Origin of the sequence: Kitasatospora sp. NPDC059646 (genome assembly GCF_042734615.1) — a bacterium.
Taxonomy (GTDB): domain Bacteria; phylum Actinomycetota; class Actinomycetes; order Streptomycetales; family Streptomycetaceae; genus Kitasatospora.
This window is the reverse complement of record NZ_JBHWDS010000034.1, coordinates 13,237-30,684: the sequence shown is the minus strand read 5'-3', so window position 1 is coordinate 30,684 and position 17,448 is coordinate 13,237. Positions and strand designations below refer to the sequence as shown.

At 74.9% G+C, this 17,448-nt stretch carries 19 protein-coding genes and 1 pseudogene; 13 read left to right on the top strand and 7 right to left on the bottom strand.

The window, feature by feature from the left end:
* Nucleotides 1-616 (top strand): annotated as a pseudogene (locus ACFV1L_RS23150) (hypothetical protein); the annotation flags it as partial.
* A gap of 54 nt (nt 617-670) precedes the next feature.
* Here ACFV1L_RS23150 and ACFV1L_RS23145 read toward each other — a convergent pair.
* From ACFV1L_RS23145 to ACFV1L_RS23130, 4 genes are read right to left on the bottom strand one after another with little or no spacing between them, the layout of a single operon-like run.
* Complete coding sequence (locus ACFV1L_RS23145) at nt 671-1,636, bottom strand: serine hydrolase domain-containing protein (protein ID WP_380368613.1); 966 nt, start codon at nt 1,634-1,636, stop codon at nt 671-673.
* Entirely contained in the window at nt 1,633-2,553 is a 921-nt protein-coding gene (locus ACFV1L_RS23140) for a DUF6895 family protein (RefSeq protein WP_380368611.1), read from the bottom strand. Before ACFV1L_RS23140 ends, ACFV1L_RS23145 begins: the two co-directional genes overlap by 4 nt.
* Nucleotides 2,550-3,224, bottom strand: coding sequence for a hypothetical protein (locus ACFV1L_RS23135; RefSeq protein ID WP_380368610.1), 675 nt, complete (start codon nt 3,222-3,224; stop codon nt 2,550-2,552). Before ACFV1L_RS23135 ends, ACFV1L_RS23140 begins: the two co-directional genes overlap by 4 nt.
* A 41-nt stretch (nt 3,225-3,265) precedes the next feature.
* A complete protein-coding gene (locus ACFV1L_RS23130) occupies nt 3,266-3,472 on the bottom strand; it encodes a hypothetical protein (RefSeq protein WP_380368608.1) in 207 nt (68 codons plus the stop codon).
* Nucleotides 3,473-3,913: 441 nt separating this feature from the next.
* Between ACFV1L_RS23130 and ACFV1L_RS23125 the strand changes: the two genes are divergently transcribed.
* A complete protein-coding gene (locus tag ACFV1L_RS23125; protein WP_380368606.1) occupies nt 3,914-5,158 on the top strand; it encodes a sensor histidine kinase in 1,245 nt (414 codons plus the stop codon).
* Nucleotides 5,146-5,796, top strand: coding sequence for a response regulator (locus ACFV1L_RS23120; RefSeq protein ID WP_380368604.1), 651 nt, complete (start codon nt 5,146-5,148; stop codon nt 5,794-5,796). The genes ACFV1L_RS23125 and ACFV1L_RS23120 overlap by 13 nt, the downstream gene beginning before the upstream one ends.
* 87 nt (nt 5,797-5,883) lie before the next feature.
* On the opposite strand, the gene ACFV1L_RS23115 is transcribed toward ACFV1L_RS23120, so the two are convergent.
* On the bottom strand, nt 5,884-6,189 hold the full coding sequence (locus ACFV1L_RS23115) for a hypothetical protein (RefSeq protein WP_380368601.1): 306 nt from the start codon (nt 6,187-6,189) through the stop codon (nt 5,884-5,886).
* A 476-nt stretch (nt 6,190-6,665) separates the two neighbouring features.
* On the opposite strand from ACFV1L_RS23115, the gene ACFV1L_RS23110 reads away from it, so the two are divergent.
* Nucleotides 6,666-7,475, top strand: coding sequence for a class I SAM-dependent methyltransferase (locus ACFV1L_RS23110; protein WP_380368599.1), 810 nt, complete (start codon nt 6,666-6,668; stop codon nt 7,473-7,475).
* A gap of 272 nt (nt 7,476-7,747) precedes the next feature.
* Here ACFV1L_RS23110 and ACFV1L_RS23105 read toward each other — a convergent pair whose 3' ends face one another.
* Nucleotides 7,748-8,200 (bottom strand): VOC family protein, encoded by a 453-nt coding sequence (locus ACFV1L_RS23105; RefSeq protein ID WP_380368598.1) that lies wholly within the window; start codon nt 8,198-8,200, stop codon nt 7,748-7,750.
* Between the two features lie 21 nt (nt 8,201-8,221).
* Between ACFV1L_RS23105 and ACFV1L_RS23100 the strand changes: the two genes are divergently transcribed.
* The 5 genes from ACFV1L_RS23100 to ACFV1L_RS23080 all read left to right on the top strand — a co-directional run bounded on the left by ACFV1L_RS23100 (nt 8,222) and on the right by ACFV1L_RS23080 (nt 13,022).
* The gene (locus ACFV1L_RS23100) at nt 8,222-8,824 is read left to right on the top strand and encodes a CGNR zinc finger domain-containing protein (RefSeq protein WP_380368596.1); all 603 of its coding nucleotides are present in this window, start codon (nt 8,222-8,224) and stop codon (nt 8,822-8,824) included.
* A 5-nt stretch (nt 8,825-8,829) separates the two neighbouring features.
* Nucleotides 8,830-9,225: an SRPBCC domain-containing protein gene (locus tag ACFV1L_RS23095; protein WP_380368593.1), complete on the top strand. Its 396-nt coding sequence runs from the start codon at nt 8,830-8,832 to the stop codon at nt 9,223-9,225.
* A 517-nt stretch (nt 9,226-9,742) separates the two neighbouring features.
* A complete protein-coding gene (locus tag ACFV1L_RS23090; RefSeq protein WP_380368591.1) occupies nt 9,743-10,036 on the top strand; it encodes a hypothetical protein in 294 nt (97 codons plus the stop codon).
* A 211-nt stretch (nt 10,037-10,247) separates the two neighbouring features.
* Nucleotides 10,248-11,435 carry a GyrI-like domain-containing protein gene (locus ACFV1L_RS23085; protein ID WP_380368589.1) on the top strand — a complete coding sequence of 396 codons (1,188 nt, stop codon included), beginning with the start codon at nt 10,248-10,250 and terminating at the stop codon, nt 11,433-11,435.
* 249 nt (nt 11,436-11,684) lie between these two features.
* Nucleotides 11,685-13,022, top strand: coding sequence for a PP2C family protein-serine/threonine phosphatase (locus tag ACFV1L_RS23080; protein ID WP_380368700.1), 1,338 nt, complete (start codon nt 11,685-11,687; stop codon nt 13,020-13,022).
* 119 nt (nt 13,023-13,141) lie between these two features.
* On the opposite strand, the gene ACFV1L_RS23075 is transcribed toward ACFV1L_RS23080, so the two are convergent.
* Nucleotides 13,142-13,552: a hypothetical protein gene (locus ACFV1L_RS23075; protein ID WP_380368587.1), complete on the bottom strand. Its 411-nt coding sequence runs from the start codon at nt 13,550-13,552 to the stop codon at nt 13,142-13,144.
* A gap of 178 nt (nt 13,553-13,730) precedes the next feature.
* Between ACFV1L_RS23075 and ACFV1L_RS23070 the strand changes: the two genes are divergently transcribed.
* The 4 genes from ACFV1L_RS23070 to ACFV1L_RS23055 all read left to right on the top strand — a co-directional run bounded on the left by ACFV1L_RS23070 (nt 13,731) and on the right by ACFV1L_RS23055 (nt 17,424).
* Nucleotides 13,731-14,378, top strand: coding sequence for a GAP family protein (locus tag ACFV1L_RS23070; protein ID WP_380368586.1), 648 nt, complete (start codon nt 13,731-13,733; stop codon nt 14,376-14,378).
* Nucleotides 14,379-14,493: 115 nt separating this feature from the next.
* Nucleotides 14,494-15,501 (top strand): hypothetical protein, encoded by a 1,008-nt coding sequence (locus tag ACFV1L_RS23065; protein WP_380368583.1) that lies wholly within the window; start codon nt 14,494-14,496, stop codon nt 15,499-15,501.
* A gap of 25 nt (nt 15,502-15,526) precedes the next feature.
* The gene (locus ACFV1L_RS23060) at nt 15,527-16,756 is read left to right on the top strand and encodes a sensor histidine kinase (RefSeq protein ID WP_380368581.1); all 1,230 of its coding nucleotides are present in this window, start codon (nt 15,527-15,529) and stop codon (nt 16,754-16,756) included.
* Nucleotides 16,753-17,424 (top strand): response regulator, encoded by a 672-nt coding sequence (locus ACFV1L_RS23055; protein ID WP_380368578.1) that lies wholly within the window; start codon nt 16,753-16,755, stop codon nt 17,422-17,424. The genes ACFV1L_RS23060 and ACFV1L_RS23055 overlap by 4 nt, the downstream gene beginning before the upstream one ends.
* Nucleotides 17,425-17,448 lie beyond the last annotated feature (24 nt).

Genomic DNA, 17,448 nt, shown 5'->3' with positions numbered 1-17,448 from the left:
CGTCCCGGCCGACGGCGTCACCGCCGTCGTGATGAACGTGACCGCGGTCGCGCCGACGGCGACCGGCTGGATCACCGCCTTGCCGGACGGCCAGCAGCCGCCGAACACCTCGAACCTCAACCTCACCCCCGGCCGGACCGTCGCCAACCTGGTGACCGTCCCGGTGGTGAACGGCAAGGTCGGTCTGCGCAACAGCGCCGGACCAGTGGACCTGATCGCCGACGTCACCGGCTGCTACTCGGCGACCGGCACCAGCACCTACGCGCCCGCCACCCCGCTGCGGCTGCTCGACACCCGCAACGGCACCGGCGCCCGCCAGGGCGCCGTCGGCCCCGACGGCATCGTGTCCTTCCAGGTCAACGGCGTCGCCGGGGTGCCGTACGGCGCCACCGCCGTGGTGCTGAACCTGACGGTCACCGACCCGACCGCGACCGGCTACCTGACCGCGTACCCGCACGGGACGGACCGCCCCGGCGTGTCCTCGCTCACCTGCACGCCGGGCGGGACGGTCTCCAACCCGGTCGTGGTCCCGGTCGTCGACGGCCGCGTCACGCTGTACAACTCCACCGGCAGCGTCAACGTCACCGCCGACCTGACCGGCTGGTTCTCCGCCTGACCCCCGGCAGCACAGCGGGCCGCCGACGCACCCAGCGCCGGCGGCCCGCCGCCGTCACAGCCCCCGGAAGACCCGGTACCCGGTCTGGATGAACCGGCTGCTCAGCCGGGGCCCCGAGTTCGTCAGCGCGGCCAGCGCGGTGCCCCGCCGGGGGCAGAACCCGACGAAGGCGGTGAAGCCCCTGGTGCCGCCCGAGTGGAACAGCACGTCCCCGTCCGGCAGCGGCCGCAGGTTCCACACCAGGCACAGCCGGTCCGTCGAACGCGGCTTCACCAGCCGCGGCCGCTGGACGTCGCGCAGCGCCTCCGCCAGCCCGGGCGTCGGCGCGCCGGCCGGATCGAGGTGCAGCGACAGGTAGCGCAGCAGGTCGCGGCCGCTCGACCGGACGGCCCCCGCCCCGGGCAGCGCCGGGATCCGCCACGGCGGCAGCGGCCGCCCCCGGAAGTGCCCGACCGCGGCCCCCGGCTCGCACCCCGTCCCGGTCAGCCCGAGCGGCCCCGCGACCCGCTCCGCGAGCAGCTCCGGGTACGTGCGCCCGGACCGCTCGGCGAGCACCCGGCCGAGCAGCCCCACGCCGAAGTTCGAGTACCGCACCCCGCTGCCGGGCGGGAACCGCAGCCGGGTCCGCTCCAGTGCCCGGTCCAACTCCTCGGCGGAGTACGCCGCGTACGGATTGCTGAACCAGGCGGGCAGCGCCGAGCGCCGCAGGCCCGGCGGCACCCGGGGCAGCCCCGAGGTGTGGGTCGCCAGGTGCAGCAGGCTCAACGGCACCCCCGAGACCGTCACGGTGTCCCGGTGGCCGACCTCGCCCCGCGCGGCCAGCTCGGCCAGCAGCAGCGCCGTGAACGTCTTGCTCACCGAGCCGACCTCGAAGCCGGTGTCCGGCGTCACCGGCTCGCCGGAGCTGCCCGCCGTCCGGCCGTGGCACAGCACCTCGCCGCCGCCCGGTCGGGCGACGGCGAGGGCGACCGCCGACCCCGGCGGCACGGTGGCGACCAGGGCGGCCAGGTCCGGGTTCACCGGAGGGCGCGGGCGAGCGTCAGGGTGCCGGCCAGCACGCCGACCACGGCGGTGTGCTCGTTCTCCTTGAACGCCTTCGCCGGGTCCTCGTCGACCGGGTCCAGGTCCCGCGGCAGCAGCCCGTCCGGGTGCTGGACGGCGACCAGCTGCGCCAGGCTGTCCGGGTCGCAGACCGACTCGGGCAGGCAGGCGTCCACGATCAGCAGCTCGCCCATCAGGTCCCACTGGCCGGTCTCCTGCCAGATGTCCACCCACACCGGCAGCCAGTCGGCCAGGTACTCCTGCAACGGCACCGGCAGCCGGTCGGGCACCGCGCCCCAGTCGGTCATGTGGAACACGGTGTGCGTGACGTTGTAGCCGGTGATCCAGTCGATCGCCCACGGCTCCGGCCGGGCGCCCAGCCAGGTGGTCGCCGCCAGCGCGTCCCAGTCGGGCTTGCTCTCCAGCCCGACCACGGACCGGGCGTTGACCACCGCCAGCTGCCGGTTCGCCATCGCCTCCACGGCGTGCGTCGACCGCAGCCCGTCCAGGCTGTGCAGCAGGTCCTCCAGGGCCGCGTGCCGGTACCCGGAACGGTGGAAGTGCCCGTACATCTCCAGCGGGTCGCTGATCAGGATGTGCCGGAACTGCCGCTCGTACAGCAGGTCGCCCTGGCGCAGCTGCTGCCAGCCGAAGTCCAGCAGCGCACGGGCCCGCTCGCGGTCGGTGGGCCCGGCGACGGACTCCCGCAGCACCAGCGAGCCGGCCAGCGCGCACTCGCCGATCGGCTTGTAGGCGTTGTCCGGGTTGGACAGGTCGAGGTCGACGTTGCTGTCCTCCGGTGGGAGGACGCCGTGGCCCTGGTCGTGGGTGGCGTACAGCCAGGCCAGCGAGCGGGTGGCGAGCTGGTGGGCGTTGCTGAGCAGGGTCTGGTTCATGCGGCGGCCAACCGTTCGGCGACAGCGAGGTCCAGGGCGGTGCGGGCCGTGCCGTCACCGGTCAGCGCGAGCTGCCGCAGCAGCGGGCGGAGTTCCAGCGCGAGCGGCGTGCCGGTGCTCTGCAACCAGGCCAGCCAGCGCGCCAGGCGGGTGGCGGTGCGGTGGTCGCGCCGCAGCATGGCGCGGGTCGCGCCGCGGGCGAGCGCCAGCGGGTGCTCGCGGGCGCGCTGGTGCACCGGGCTGTCCAGCGTCGGCAGGGCGAGGCAGCAGAGCTGCGCCATCAGCACCGACCAGCGCTGCCAGCCGTGCTCGCCCGGGTCGGGGGGCAGCGGCGGGGCGTCCACCGCGACGGGGTGCCCGGCGCGGCCGAGGAGTTCGGCGGTGGCCCGGTCGCGCCACGCGTGGACACCGGACCAGTCGGCGGGGAACAGCACGAAGGCCTCCGCGGCACGGGCGGCGACCTCGGGCGGCGTCGGGCGGCCGGTGAGCAGGGCCGGGGCGAACACGTCCGGGCCGAGGACCCGGTCGGCGGCGAGCAGCGCCTGCGGCTCGGGCACGTCGGCGGCGGGAAGAGCCGCGCCCTCGGCACCGGTGAGAGCGTCGAGGGCGCGGCCTGCCGCCCACTCGGTCGCGGCAGCGTACTCCCGCTGGGGCGAATCAGCGAACGGCATAGGGATGTACTACTTTCTTCCGATCTGATGCCGGGTCGGTGCTACTTCTTTTCCTTGGGCTCCTTCGGGGAGAGCAGGACGAGGCCCAGCAGCAGCAGCAAGCCTGCCGCCTCGGGGCGGTACAGCGGCGCGTCACTGACGGCCGACTCGTCCTCGGTCATCAGCGCCTTGACGGCGCCGATCTCGGGCGACGTCACCCGCAGGGGAGCAAGCGCGGGCTCCCTGGGCAGCACGGTCTGGGCAAGCATCGGATACGCCTCCTTGGGAAAGGACGGACGTCATCGTCGGGATCGACGATGTCCTCTCCCCACGCTAGGGGCGCACCTCGATCCACGCATGCGGAGTGCTGAGGGGCGGGTGCGACGGCTGGCCGGGGCCTTCGAGGGGGCCGGAAATGATGCACTGTCATGATCTGGTCAAGAAATTCGGCGGGTTTTTGACGGGGCGTTGTCCCCATTTCCGGGGCTGCGGGGGATTCGCTGCTCGGCCTGATTCTCCGAACAGCGCGGAACGGGATCGGTGCGCTCGGCAGACACCCGCTCACACCCTGCGACGCGGCTCGGCCCCGGCCCGGGACGCTGTCCGCCCGCAGGTCGAGACCGAGAACTGCATGGTGGTACCAGGTTCACCATGAAATCGGGTGGGGGCTTCATGGCAGCGTCGTCCTGCGGTGCCCTAGCGTCGTCCCCATGACGATTCCAGCTGGAGTGAGACGCTCGGCCCTCCGGGCGCGGCGGGACACCGGCTTCCTGGCCGCCGGTGTGCCGCTGCACCTGGCGCTGGTGCCCGTGTGGTCCTGGGCGGTGACGACCGCCGCCAGGACGGGGGACTGGCTGTTGACGGTGTCCGTGTCGGCCGCGCTGATCCTGCTCGGCGCCCCGGTGCTGACGGCCGTTCAGCGGGTCCGCTACCGGGCGCTCATCGGTGTGGACGTCCCCCGGCCCGCCCCCACCGCGCCGGAACGGCGGGCGTGGTCCTCGGCCGCCCGGCGGCTCGCGGGTGCCCGGTCCTGGTGCCAGATCGGCTACCACCTCGTGCTGGGCCCGCTGTTCGCGCTGCTGGAACTGCTGGTGCTGGCGCTGGCCGCGGCGGGCCTGGCGGGCGCCGTCGTCTACGCCTGGGCCTGGGCGCTGCCGGCCGGAGTCCGCCCGGACGGCGTCGGCTACCTGACCCGGCTGCCGGTCTGCACGGCGGCCGGACTCCTCCTGCTGTGCGCCCTGCCCTGGGCCGCGCGGGCCGTGGCCGGGGCCGAGGCCCGGCTGGCGCTGGGCCTGCTCGGGCCCAGCCGGGCGCAGCGGCTCCAGGAGCGGGTCGACCAGCTGGCCGTCAGCCGGACCGACCTGATCGAGGCCGTCGACGCGGAACGCCGCCGGATCGAGCGCGACCTGCACGACGGCACCCAGCAGCGGTTGGTGTCCCTCGCGGTCAACCTGGGTCTGGCCATGGCCACCCGCCCGGACCTGCCGAGCGACGCCCGCGAGGTGATCGCGGGCGCGCACCAGGAGGCGAAGGAGGCGATCGCCGAACTCAACGACCTGGTACGGGGTCTGCACCCGGCCGTGCTCGAAGACCGGGGCCTGGACGCGGCATTGTCCGGGCTGGCTGCCCGTACGCCGCTGCCGGTGCGGCTGCGGGTCGACCTGGAGGAGCGGGTGGCGTCCAGCGTGGAGTCGGTCGCGTACTTCGTGATATCCGAGGCGCTGACCAATGCGACGAAGCACGCCGGCGCGAAGCGGGTGGAGGTGATCGTCCGTCAGGTCGGCGAGGTGCTGCGGGTGCGCGTCACCGACGACGGACTGGGCGGTGCCGACGCCGCCGGCACGGGGCTGGCCGGACTGGCCAAGCGGGTCGGCTCCCTCGACGGGGCCTTCCACGTCAGCAGCCCCGTCGGCGGGCCCACCACCATCACCGCGGAGCTGCCGTGCGCGCGGTGATCGCCGAGGATTCGGTGCTGTTGCGGATCGGCCTGATCAAGGTGCTGGAGATGGGCGGGTTCCAGGTCGCCGCGGAGGCCGGCGATGCGGAGGGGCTGTTGGCGGCGGTGGCGGAGCACCGGCCCCAACTCGCCCTGATCGACGTCCGGATGCCGCCCGGCTTCACCGACGAGGGCGTGCGGGCGGCGATGGAGATCCGCCGGCGCTGGCCGGGAACGGCAGTGGTGCTCCTCTCGCAGTACGTGGAGGAGCGCTACGCGGCCGACCTGCTGTCGGCGAACACCAGCGGGGTGGGCTACCTGCTCAAGCAGCGGGTCGCCGACGTCGCCGACTTCGTGGCCGCGGTGCGACGGGTGGCGGACGGGGGTACGGCCCTGGATCCGCAGGTGGTCGCCCAGTTGCTGCTGCGCCGGGACAGCGACCCGCTCGCGCGGCTCACCCCCCGCGAACGGGAGGTGCTCGGCCTGATGGCCGAGGGCCGCTCCAACGCCGGCATCGCACAGGCACTGGTGGTCAGCGAGAGCGCCGTGGCGAAGCACATCAACAACATCTTCGCCAAGCTCGACCTGCCCGTGGTCGACGCGGACCACCGCCGCGTCCTGGCCGTACTGCGCTACCTCGGGCCGTCCCGGAGCTGACCGCGCGCAACTCGGGGCGGGGTCGGGCCGGTTCGGCCGGCGCTCAGGCCGCCCAGGGCAGCCGTACCGCCTCGACGCCGGTGTCGTTCAGCAGCGCCCCGATGAGGGCCGGGGCCCGGCGACCTCGGTGGCCCACAGGTCGTCGTCGGTGCAGAGCACCCATGTGCGGTCTTCGGCCCAGAGGTGGGCGGGGCTGAAGTCGGCCGGGTCGGCCTCGGGCATGTCGTGGAGGATCCCGGCGTCGCCGAGGCGCCCGGTCCGCACGTGGCGGTTGTCGAAGTCGACGGCCCCGAGCGTCAGCGGGTTGTCGTAGGCCAGGCAGCGGGTGCCCGGGCCCGCGGGGCTGTGGTCGGCGAGGAGGCCGATCAGCCGGATCCAGGTCTCACGGTCCAAGCTCCCCTCGGTGGGAGGGACGATTCCCGGGGGCCGGCTGCCGTTCTTCGGAGCAGAGGGAAAGCAACGGAAGGAGGGCAGCAGCCCGCCGGGGACGACGGGGTCGCCGGTCCGCCGGGCGAGCTCCGCCCAGCGCGGCCGCCGCCAGCCGGGGCCGGGGTGCTCTGCGCGGCCCAGGCCGCCTCCCCCGGGGACGCTCACGGCGTCGAGATCGATGCCCCCGACGACGTCGCGCGGGATGCTCCCGTCCGCCGGATGCGCCTGGCGGTACTCGTGGTGCGGCACGTCGCCAGGCCCCTGCTCGTGCTCGTACCTCGCGTTGAGGACCCAGGCCGCACCGGGCATCGCCGGCGGCATCAACCCCGTCAAACCGTCGCCGCAGAGCTCAAGCAGCCAGTCCGTCGCACCGGACGGGGCGGTGGGGACGGGTGTGTCGAGCCGGGGGAGAGGCGGCGGGCGGGGTTAGCGTGGGTGGGATGAGTGGAGTTCCTGCCGAGCGGCGTTGGGCGCCGTCCATGCCGGAGGCGTACGAGCGGTATCTGGTGCCGGTGCTGTTCCGGCCGTTCGCGCGGGAGCTGGCCGGGCGGGCCGCGGCGCTGCGCCCGCGAAGGGTGCTCGAACTTGCGGCCGGGACCGGGGTGTTGACGTCGGAGCTGGTGGCCGCGGCGCCCGCGGCGGACGTGGTGGCGACGGACCTCAACGAGGCGATGGTCGAGTACGGGCGAGGGCGGGTGCCGGAGGCGTCCTGGCGGCAGGCGGACGCACAGCGCCTTCCGTTCGGGGACGGGGCGTTCGACCTGGTGGTCTGCCAGTTCGGCGCGATGTTCTTCCCCGACCGGCCCGCGGCCTTCGCCGAGGCCCGCCGGGTCCTGGCCCCGGGGGGCCGCTTGCTGTTCAGCACGTGGGGGCCGATCGAGGAGCACGGCTTCGACGCCGCCGTCCAGGCCGCGGTCGAGCGCGCCTTCCCCGCCGACCCGCCGGACTTCCTCCGCACCCTGCCGCACGGGTACCACGACCCCGCGCAGGTCTCCGCCGACCTCGACGGCGGCGGCCTGACCCCGGAGCGGCACGAGACCGTGGTGCTGGACGGCACCGCCGAATCCGCCGCCGCGGTGGCGACCGGATTCCTCACGGGCACCCCGCTGCGTGCCGCCGTCGAGGCCCGGGGCGGACGGCCGGAGGATCCGGCGCTGCAGGCGTTCCTGGCCGAGGAGATGACGGCCCGTCTGGGGGAGGGGCCGGTCACCGCGTCGATGTCGGCCGAGCTGTTCCTGGCCGGGCGCTGACCGGGGGTCGGGCGTCGCGGCCGTGCCGGTGAAGGAGAGCCGTGCGGGCTCGCCGCGCGGTTCAAGGCGTCGCGGAACACGGCGAAGAACGCGCTGGAGTCCGCCGGCGCCCGGACGGGACGGCGCCGGCGGCGAGGAGCGGCCACGAGGCGCTCGTGGAAGACACGCGGAGGCGTGAACGAGCCTCTCGTACCGGGCCCGGCTTCCCTGTCGGCCGGGCCCGGTGGCTGCGAGGACGCGAGGATGGCGATCTGTTGAGTCGTCAGCTCCTGCTATGCGGCGCAGAACTCGTTGCCCTCCGGGTCCTGCATGATCCACCAGTGGCCGGCGGGGCCCTTGTCGACCTCGCGGACGGGGGTTGCCCCCAGGTCGGTGAGGCGGGCCACCAGGTCGGCGAGGCCGCCGGGTTCGCTGTGGATGTCGAGGTGGAGGCGGTTCTTGCCGTCCTTGCCCTCGGGCACCTCCTGAAACAGCAGGCGCCGCCCGCGGCCGACGCCGCTGGTCGGGTCGAAGGGGTCGTCGGGGTGGCGGACCGCGGCGTAGCCGCGGAAGGTCTTGCGGCCGCGGTGTTCGACGACCGCCTCCTCGGCGAGGTGGCCGGCGGCCAGCAACTGTTCGATGAGGCCGCTGGGGTCCTCCACCTCGTACTCCAGGGCCGCGGCCCAGAAGTCCGCGAGGGCGGACGCGTTCGTGCTGTCGATGACCAACTTCCAACTCAGAGGCATGTAACCAGTTATATTGGTTACATGGACTCCTCGGCAACCAAAGGGCTGACGCTGCACTCGCGCACCGGCGTCGCCTACCGGTTCGACCCCGGCGCGCTGTGCCTGGAACTGCTGACCACCGGCGGCCCCGGCCCCTACCGCCGGTACGAGGTCCTGCACGGGCCTGCCGACCTGGCGGCCTGGGCGGACCGGTCGCGGCTGACGCCGACGCCTGTACTGGAGATCTCCGAAGCCGAGGTGGCGGACGCCCGGAGGCTGCGCGACGCACTGTTCCGTGTGGTCATCGCCCACACGCGCGGCGAGCCGGACCCGCCCGGTGACCTGGAGACCATCAACGAGGCGGCCGCCCGTCCGGACCTGGCGCCCGCCGTCGCCCCGACCGGCAAGCGGCAGTGGGCCGGAACCCCTACCGGCTCCCAGCTGGTGGCCACCGTGGCGCGGGACGCCGTCGAGTTGCTGACGGGGCCCTTCGCGCACCGCATCCGCACCTGCGCCGCCGAGGACTGCCACCTCGTCTACGTCGACACCTCACGCCCCGGCCGCCGCCGCTGGTGCTCCATGGAGCACTGCGGCAACCGCCACAAGGTGCGGGCGCTGCGCGCCCGCCAGTCCGAGGAAGGATGACCCCGATGCCCACCGGACTCACCAGGGACGCAGGCTGGCAGATCGGCGTGTCCCGCACGCTGCCCCATCCCGCGCCCGCCGTCTGGGACTTCGTCAGCAGCACCGAAGGGATCGCCCTCTGGCTCGGCCCCGGCGCGGTCCTCGTCCCGGAACGCGGTGCGCCGTACCGGACGGCCGCGGGGGTGACGGGCGAGGTGCGCGGCTACCGCCCGCACGACCGCATCCGCGTCACCCACGGCACCAGCACGGTCCAGGTCGCCCTCGCCCCCACCGCCGACGGGGCCCGGACGATGCTCCGCTTCCACCAGGAGCACCTGTCGAGCGCGGAAGAGCGCGAACGGCAGCGGGCGCACTGGCAGCACGTCCTGGACCGGGTCGCGGCCGCCCTCGACCGGCAGTGACGGCGGCGCGCGACACCTGACCGGACGTCGGCGCCCCAGGCGCTCGGGAACATGGGGCGCCTGGGCTTCGCCGCGTCCACGGACCGCGAGGCGTGGCTCTCCGGCTCGCCGGAACGGCTCCCGTTCAGGCCCGGTCCTCGTGCGACCCGGCACCCGTCAGTCCGGTTCGCCGGGGAGATCGGGCTGCCTGGGGGAGGGGCCGGCGGGCAGCACGGCGGGATGCCGGATCTGCTGTGGGACGACGTCAGGAGACTCTTCGACCCCGACGTGACGCTTGCGCTGCCGGCTGTGTCCGTGGCGGGCGCCTCGGTGGAGGGCCGGCAGGCGGTGTTCGACCTGGTCCGGTCGAACGGTTGGGCGTCGGAGTGCCTGGCGGGCGGCGTCGCCGGGCGGCTGCCTCCCGCCGCGGAAGTGCTGGCCCGTCCGGCCGGTGCCGAGACGGGCGATCTGCGGGTGCGGCCGGTGCCGGGCGTGCCGGCGAGCCTCCGTCCGCGGTCGGCCGAGCGGATCGATTTCGATGCCGACCTTCGCGCACCCGCAGGGCCAGGACGGGGTGGACGTCCTGTGCGGGCTGCCCGCCGCGGTCGGCCGGCGGCCGGGCAGGGCCGTCGCCAGGACCGCCGAGGGCGACGACGGGCACCCGGTGCTCGGCTTCGACCCCGCCGCGGACCGGGTGGTGCTGACGGGGGACCCGGACGTCGGACGAGAGCGGCGGCGGTCGGGGCCGGAACAGGGGTTCCGCCGCCTTGACGGCGGTGGGCCGGAGCGGCGGCAGTCGGCCGAGGGCTCCGCTCGACGACCGGTCACCTGAGCAGGCGTCAGGACGGGGAGCAGCGGACCGGCTCGCTGTGCGGCCGCCAGGAGTAGCCGGACGGGTACAGCGCGAGTCGGTTCGTGGCGGAGTCCGCGTCCGGGCGCGACGGCGGGCGCGCGGGCGGTGGATCGCGGCCCGTCCGTGGCGTGAGCACCGGTGGCCGGTCCGGGCCGTGCGCGCCGGGTTATTCCAGCGCTAGGATAGTGGCATGGATTCAGGTCTGACCGCCGCCGAACTGACGCTGCTCGGGCTGCTGGTGGAGCAGCCCCGGCACGGGTACGAGTTGGATGCCGTGATCGAGGAGCGCGGCATGCGGGAGTGGACGGAGATCGGGTTCAGCTCGATCTACTACCTGCTGACCAGGCTCCGCGAGCGCGGGCTGATCGAGCAGACCGAAGGGCCGACCTCCGGGCGGGACAAGCGGCGGAAGGTGTTCGCGGCGACCGCCGAGGGCCGGCGGGCCTGTGCGGCGGGGGCCGAGGAGGCGATCGCGGAACTGCGTCCGGTGTTTCCGCGGGTGCTGGTGGGGCTGGCCAACCAGCCGGCCGTCGACCACGGGCGGGTGCTGGAGGCGTTGGAGCGGCGGTCGCGGGCGCTCGCCGAGCGGATCGCCGAGGTGGGCCGGGCGGAGGCCGCGGGGCCGGCCGTACCGGAGTTCGTGCAGGCGATCTTCGACTACAGCCTCGGCCAACTCCGCGCGGAACAGGAATGGTTGGAACGCTACCGGGCATCGCTGGGCGGGGCCCATCGTCAAGGAGGAGAGCCGGGCATGGCGCCGTACGACGTCAAGAAGGACCTGAAAGAGCTCTACGCACCGAAGAACACCGACTGGGCCGTCGTGGACGTCCCCCCGCAGCAGTTCCTCGCCGTCGACGGGACGGGCAACCCGAACACCGCGCCCGCCCACGCCCGCGCGGTCGAGGCGCTCTACGCGGTCGCGTACACGCTGAAGTTCGCCGCCAAGCGCACCGAGGGCGGGGACTTCGTGGTCGGCCCGCTGGAAGGGCTCTGGTGGGCCGACCGGCCCGAGGCCTTCACCAGCCGCGCCAAGGACAGCTGGAACTGGACCATGATGATCAGCCTGCCGCCGTGGATCACCGAGGCGGACGTCGAGGAGGCCCGGCGGACGGCCCTGGCCAAGAAGAAGCTCCCGGCCATCGGCGAGGTCCGCCGCCACACCCTGCACGAAGGCCCCAGCGCCCAACTGCTGCACATCGGCCCCTACGACGACGAAGGCCCCGCCCTGCACCGGCTGCACCACGAGTACCTCCCCGCCAACGGCCTCCGGCCGACCGCCCTGCACCACGAGGTGTACCTCGGCGACCCCCGCCGGGCCGCTCCCGAGAAGCTGCGCACCGTCGTCCGCCAACCGGTCGGTCCCGCCCGGGAGTTGTGAGCACGGCGAGACCGCGGGTCCGCACCGGCCCGGGCGAACGGCCGGAGCGGGCCCCGGGGGGCGTGCCGGCCGCGGTCCTGAGCGTCCGTCGGCTGCCCGGCGGGAGGCCCGGGGCCCGAGCCGGAGGATCTGCTCGCCGGGGTCGACCGGGTGGGCCGGAGGGCGGGTCCCGGTCGGGCGACCGCGTGTTGGCGGGTTCGAGGGGCGGTGCGGTGCGTACCGTGGACCCCGATGAGCGACGTGACGCCGATGCCGGAACAGGACCCTGCGGCAGCAGCGGGTGGAGCGAGCCGGTCGGAGGGCGTCCCGGAGGCGGGCGAATCCGGTGGCATCGCGGCGCAGTTGCGTGCGCTCGCGGAGGCGAAGGAGCGGTTGCAGGGGCTGCTGTCGGCGGTGCTGGCGATCGGCGGCGACCTGGACCTGCCGGCGGTGCTGCACCGGATCGTCACCACGGCGATGGAGCTGGCCGGGGCCCGGTACGGTGCGCTCGGCATCCTCGCCCCGTCCGGCGACCGGCTGGAGCAGTTCATCACCGCGGGGCTGTCGCCGCAGGAGCGGGCCGCGCTGGAGGGCGTCGACTTCCCCCGGGGGCGCGGCGTCCTCGGGCACCTGATCCGGTACCCGGAGCCGCTGCGGGTGCCGGACATCGCCGCGCACCCGGCGTCGGTCGGCTTCCCGCCCGGCCATCCGCCGATGCGGACGCTGCTGGGCGTCGCGATCACCGTGCGAGGCGAGATCTACGGGGACCTGTACCTGTCGGAGCGTCAGGACGGCCGGCCGTTCGACGCGGCCGACGAGGAGGTGGTGCGGGCGCTCGCGGGCGCGGCGGGCATCGCGATCGAGAACGCCCGCCTGTTCGGGTACGTGCGGGACAGCGCCGCGCAGTTCCAGCGGATGCTGCTGCCCACGCTGCCGGACCTGTCCCCGTTCTCCGGGGCCGCCGCGTACCGCACCGCCGCCTCGCCGGCCGGCGTCGGCGGCGACTGGTACGACGCGGTGATCCTGCCCGACCGGGCCTGCGCGGCCGTCATCGGCGACGTGGTCGGCCACGACCTGCACGCCGCCGCCGCGATGGCCCAGGCCCGCAACATGCTGCGCGCGCTGCTGTACGACCGCCGCAGCCCGCCGAGTTCGGTGCTCACCCAGCTCGACCGCACCGTGCACGCCATCACCGACCTGCCGGTCACCACCGCCTGCCTGGCCCGGATCGAGCCCGCCGCGGGCGGGGACTGGACCATCCGCTGGAGCACCGCCGGGCACCCGCCGCCGCTGGTCGTCGGCCCCGACGGCGGCGCCTGGTACCTGCACGGCGAACCCGGCATCCCGATCGGCGTCGACACCGCGATCGACCGCCCCGACCACACCCACCCGCTGCCCGGCGGCGCCACCGTGCTGCTCTTCACCGACGGCCTGGTCGAACGGCCCGACCGCGACCTCGACGAGGGACTCGACGCGCTCGCGGAGCTGGCCGCCGCGCACGCCGCCGAGCCGTTGGACGAACTGGTGCGGACCCTCGCCGACCACCACCCGGGCGACGGCCACGACGACATGGCCGTGCTGGCGATCCGCACCCCGGCGAGTCCGTGAACGGTCGGGCGCGGCCCGGCCGTGCGGCGGGCCGGACGGACCGGCCGGTGCGGGCGCCGACCGGCGCGTCGTCGCCCGGGCCGGCAGGCTCGGGCCGGGTGCTCCCGGCCCCGGGGCGGTCAGCCGCAGTGCTCCCAGCCGGACGCCCAGCGGGTGCCCTCCGCCGAACCGCCCCACGAGATGCAGGTGTTGGCGGCGCTCAGCTTCACCGGGCCGGCGTAGTAGTTGTAGTAGCCGCCGTCGGCCGCGGACCTGAGGTCGCTCTGCCGCTCGATGTTCACCCGCAGGTCGTACGTCCGCGTCCCGTTCGGGCTGCGCACCCAGGTCACGGCGCAGTTGCTCGACCCGTTGTAGAACAGGTAGACGTCCGCCACCGTGCCGAGGGCGTGCTGGTCGATCAGGTAGTAGCCGCTGCCGCAGGCCCCGCTCGGCGTCGAAGCCGCCTCGGCCGGAGCGGCCGCGGTCACCGTGCCCGCGACCATGCCCAGAGCACCGAGCGCGAGGGCCGCCGTCCGCTGTGACGTGCGCATGAATCCCCTTTTCCTACATCCGTACCGGCAATTGACGCAGGCACGATAGCAGCGACCAAGATCGTCTGACCATGGGTCAGGAGCCGTACCCGTGCGGCAGTTCGGTGCGGGGAATGTGACGGTCTGTGTGGGATTGTCGAAGAGGAACGGACCGGCGTCGAGGGTCTCGGGGTGAGGCATGGGAGAAGCGATCGGTGCGATGCTCGCCTCGGCGGTGGGGATCGCGATCAGTCCGCTGCCGCTGGTGGCGGTGATCCTGATGCTGGCCACGCCGAAGGGGCGGGCGAACGGGGCGGCGTTCACGGCCGGGTGGGTCGGGGCGCTGGCCGTCGTCGTGGGAGTGGTGGTCGCGGCGGGCAGTTCGGTGGGCGGCGGTGGCGGCAGGCCGACGTGGGCGGACTGGTTGAAGCTCGGCCTCGGGGTGCTGTTCGTGCTGATGGCGGCCAGGCAGTGGCGGAGCCGCCCGCGCGCGGGGCAGGAGGCGGAGCCACCGGGGTGGATGAGGGCCGTCGACGGGTTCGGAACGGGCCGGGCGGCGGGGCTCGCGGTGGTGCTGGCGGCCGCCAACCCGAAGAACCTGGTGCTCGCCGTCGGCGGTGCCGTCGCCATCGCCACCAGCGCCGCCGGCCCGGGCGGCAAGGCCGTGGCCGCGGCGCTGATGGTGCTCGTCGGGTCGCTGTGCACGCTGCTGCCGCTCGGCGCCCACCTGCTGGGCGGTGACCGGGCGGCCCGGCCCGCAGCTGGGCCGCGGAGCGTCCCCCCGAACGGACCGACCCGCCTCGCTGACCCGCCCGCGCGCGGGGAGGCTCGGCAGCTGTCCTGCTGAAAGGTCCCGCTCGTCACGCCCTGACCGGAACCGACGATCCGCATCCCCCGTGCGGGGGAGGCGGATCGTCGGGCCGGCGGAGGACTCCGCGGCCGCAGGCGGACAGGCTCGACCCATGACCTCCGCGCTCCTCGAACCCGCCCGCGCCGCCGCCGACCCGCGGCGCGAACGCCTGCGCCGCCGCCTCGGATTCGCCGCGCTGACGGCCTGCCTGCCCTACCTCGCCCTCAAGGCGCTCTGGGTCCTCGGCGTCGACATCGGCGTCGTCGACCGGCACCGGGTCAGCCACGGCACCTGGGTCCTCGTCAACCTGGTGACCTTCCTGATGGACGCGACCGCCGCGCTCGTCGCCTACCTGCTGACCCGCCCCGGCGGCCCCCGGGTGCGTCCCTGGCTGCTCGCCCTGCCCATGTGGATGGCGTCCGGACTGCTCTCCGTCATCATGCTCGCCGTGCCGCTCAGCACGGCCCGGGTGCTGTTCGGCGCCCCCAACCCGTTCCGCGACCAGGACGGCTTCCTCGACCCATGGGTCTACGCCGTCGTCTACGGCGGGTTCATCGTCGAAGGCGCCGTCCTGCTGACCGCGTACGCGATGCACGCGCACGACCGGCACGGCCCGGTCCTCGGCGCGCCGGTGAGCGCGCTGGCCCGCAGGCTGCCGCCGGTCGCCCGCGCCGCCACCGCCGCCGCGGCCGCGCTGCTGGCGACCGTCGGATCGGTGCGTCTCGCTTGGTCGTCGGGGGCCGGGTTCGGGCTGACCGCCCAGCGCGCCGCCGAACTGGCCGGGCAGAACGGCATCACCGAGGGAGTCCTGGCCGCGCTGACCCTGGCCGGCGCCGCCGGCCTGCTGGTCCTGGCCGCCGGGCGGACCCGCACCCGGGCGTGGCTGCCGTTCGCCGCGGCCTGGGTCGGCAGCGCGGCCGCGTTCGGCTGGGGCGGCATGATCGGGAACCTCGGCGCGCTGGCCCGCTCCGCCGACCACCCCTGCACCGCCTTCATGATCGCTGTGTACATTGCGGAGACGGTCGCCGGGCTGCTGGTGCTCGGCGCCGGCCTGGGGGGACTGCCGGCCGCGGCTGCCGGCGCCGCGCGCCCGACCGCCGCCACCGACCAGGCCCGCTGACCCAGTCCGGCGAGGGAGGCCGAACATGCTCCGGGGACTGCGCGCACCCGTCGACCGCCGGGCCCGCCTGCGCTGGCTGCACCTGCTGCTCGGCGCGGCCCTGCTGATGCCCTTTCAGCTGCTCACCACCTCCGCGGTCGCCACCGCCGGACTCGCCGACGGCGACTTCGGCCTCGGGACGCAGCTGCTCGCCTTCGCCCTCGCCCTGCCGCTGGTCGCCGCCGCCGGGCTGCTGCCGGTCGCCCGCTCCCTCGAAGGAGCCATCGCCCGCACCCTGTGCGGCGCGACCGGCGAGGTCCTCGCCACGCCCGCCGACAGCTGGTCCGCCCGCCGCCGCACCTCCCTCTGGTTCACCCTGCACACCCTGCTCGGCGGCGTCACCGGCGCCCTCTCGCTGGCCGCGCCGCCCGCCGGAGTGCTGCTCCTGCTGATGCCCCTGCGCCACCCGCACGCCGTCGGCCCGGCCTGGACCGGGCCGGTCGCCGAACACCCGTGGACCACAACCCTCCTGGGACTCGCCGCGCTCGCCCTCCCGGTCGCCCTCTCCTACGCCGCCGGCCGATCGCTCGCCCGCCTCGCCCCGCGACTGCTCGGCCCCACCCCCGCCGACCGCCTCGCCGCCGCCCAACGGCGCGCCGACCGGATGGCCGAACGCAACCGCGTCGCCCGCGAACTCCACGACTCCGTCGGACACGCCCTCAGCGCCGTCGGCGTCCAGGCCGCGGCCGCCGCCCGACTGCTGCGCACCGACCCCGACTTCGCGGCCACCGCACTGGCCGCCATCGAAGCGACCGCACGCGACGCCGTCACCGAACTCGACCACGTCCTCGGCCTGCTGCGCGACGAGGACGACCGGGCCGCGCCCCACACCCTCGCCGACCTGCCCGCCCTGCTCGACCGCACCCGCGCCGCCGGCGCCCCCGTCGACTACGCCGAGCACGGACTCCGGGCCCGGACCCTGCCCGGCACACTGTCCCGGGAGGCCTACCGGATCGTGCAGGAAGGCCTCGGCAACGCACTCAAACACGCGGGCGACGCCCCCGTGCAGATCCGCCTGACCGCCCGTCAGGACACTTTGGAGATCACCATGGCAAACCCGCTGCGCCCGCCCGCCGGACCGCCCACCCGCGCCGGCCGCGGCCTGGCCGGCCTGCGCGAACGGGTCGCCCTGCTGCGCGGCACCCTCGACGCCGGACCCGACGACACCGGGCAGTGGAGGCTCACCGCCCGCCTCCCGCTGGGGAGTTCGACATGACCGCGACCACCCGCGTGCTGATCGCCGACGACGAACACCTGATCCGCACCGGATTCCGCGCGATCCTCGGGGCCGAACCCGACCTCGACGTCGTCGGCGAGGCCGCCGACGGACTGGAAGCGACCGCCCTGGCGGCGGAACTGCGCCCCGACGTGGTGATGATGGACGTGCGGATGCCCCGGCTGTCCGGCATCGACGCGACCGCGCACCTGGTCCGCACCCTGCCCGACCCGCCGCGCATCCTGGTCGTCACCACCTTCGAGAACGACGCCTACGTCTACGAGGCGCTGCGGGCCGGCGCCCAGGGCTTCCTCCTCAAACGCGCCACCGCCGACGACCTGGTCCGGGCGGTGCGCCTGGTCGCCTGCGGCGACTCGCTGCTCTTCCCCGCCGCCGTCCGCGACCTCGCCCTCCGGCACGCCCCCGTCGCCCCCGACCGCTCCCGGATCGACCGGCTCTCGGAGCGGGAGCGCGAGGTCCTGCGCCTGATGGCCGCCGGACTGGCGAACGCGGAGATCGCCGACCGGATGCGGGTCGGAGCGGAGACGGTCAAGACGCACGTCGGCCGGATCCTCGGCAAGCTCGGGGTGCGCGACCGCACCCAGGCCGTCATCGCCGCCTACGAGAGCGGCTTCGTCACCGCGGGCGGAGCCGGCCCGGCTTCCTGACCGGGGCGCCGACTCCTCGAACCG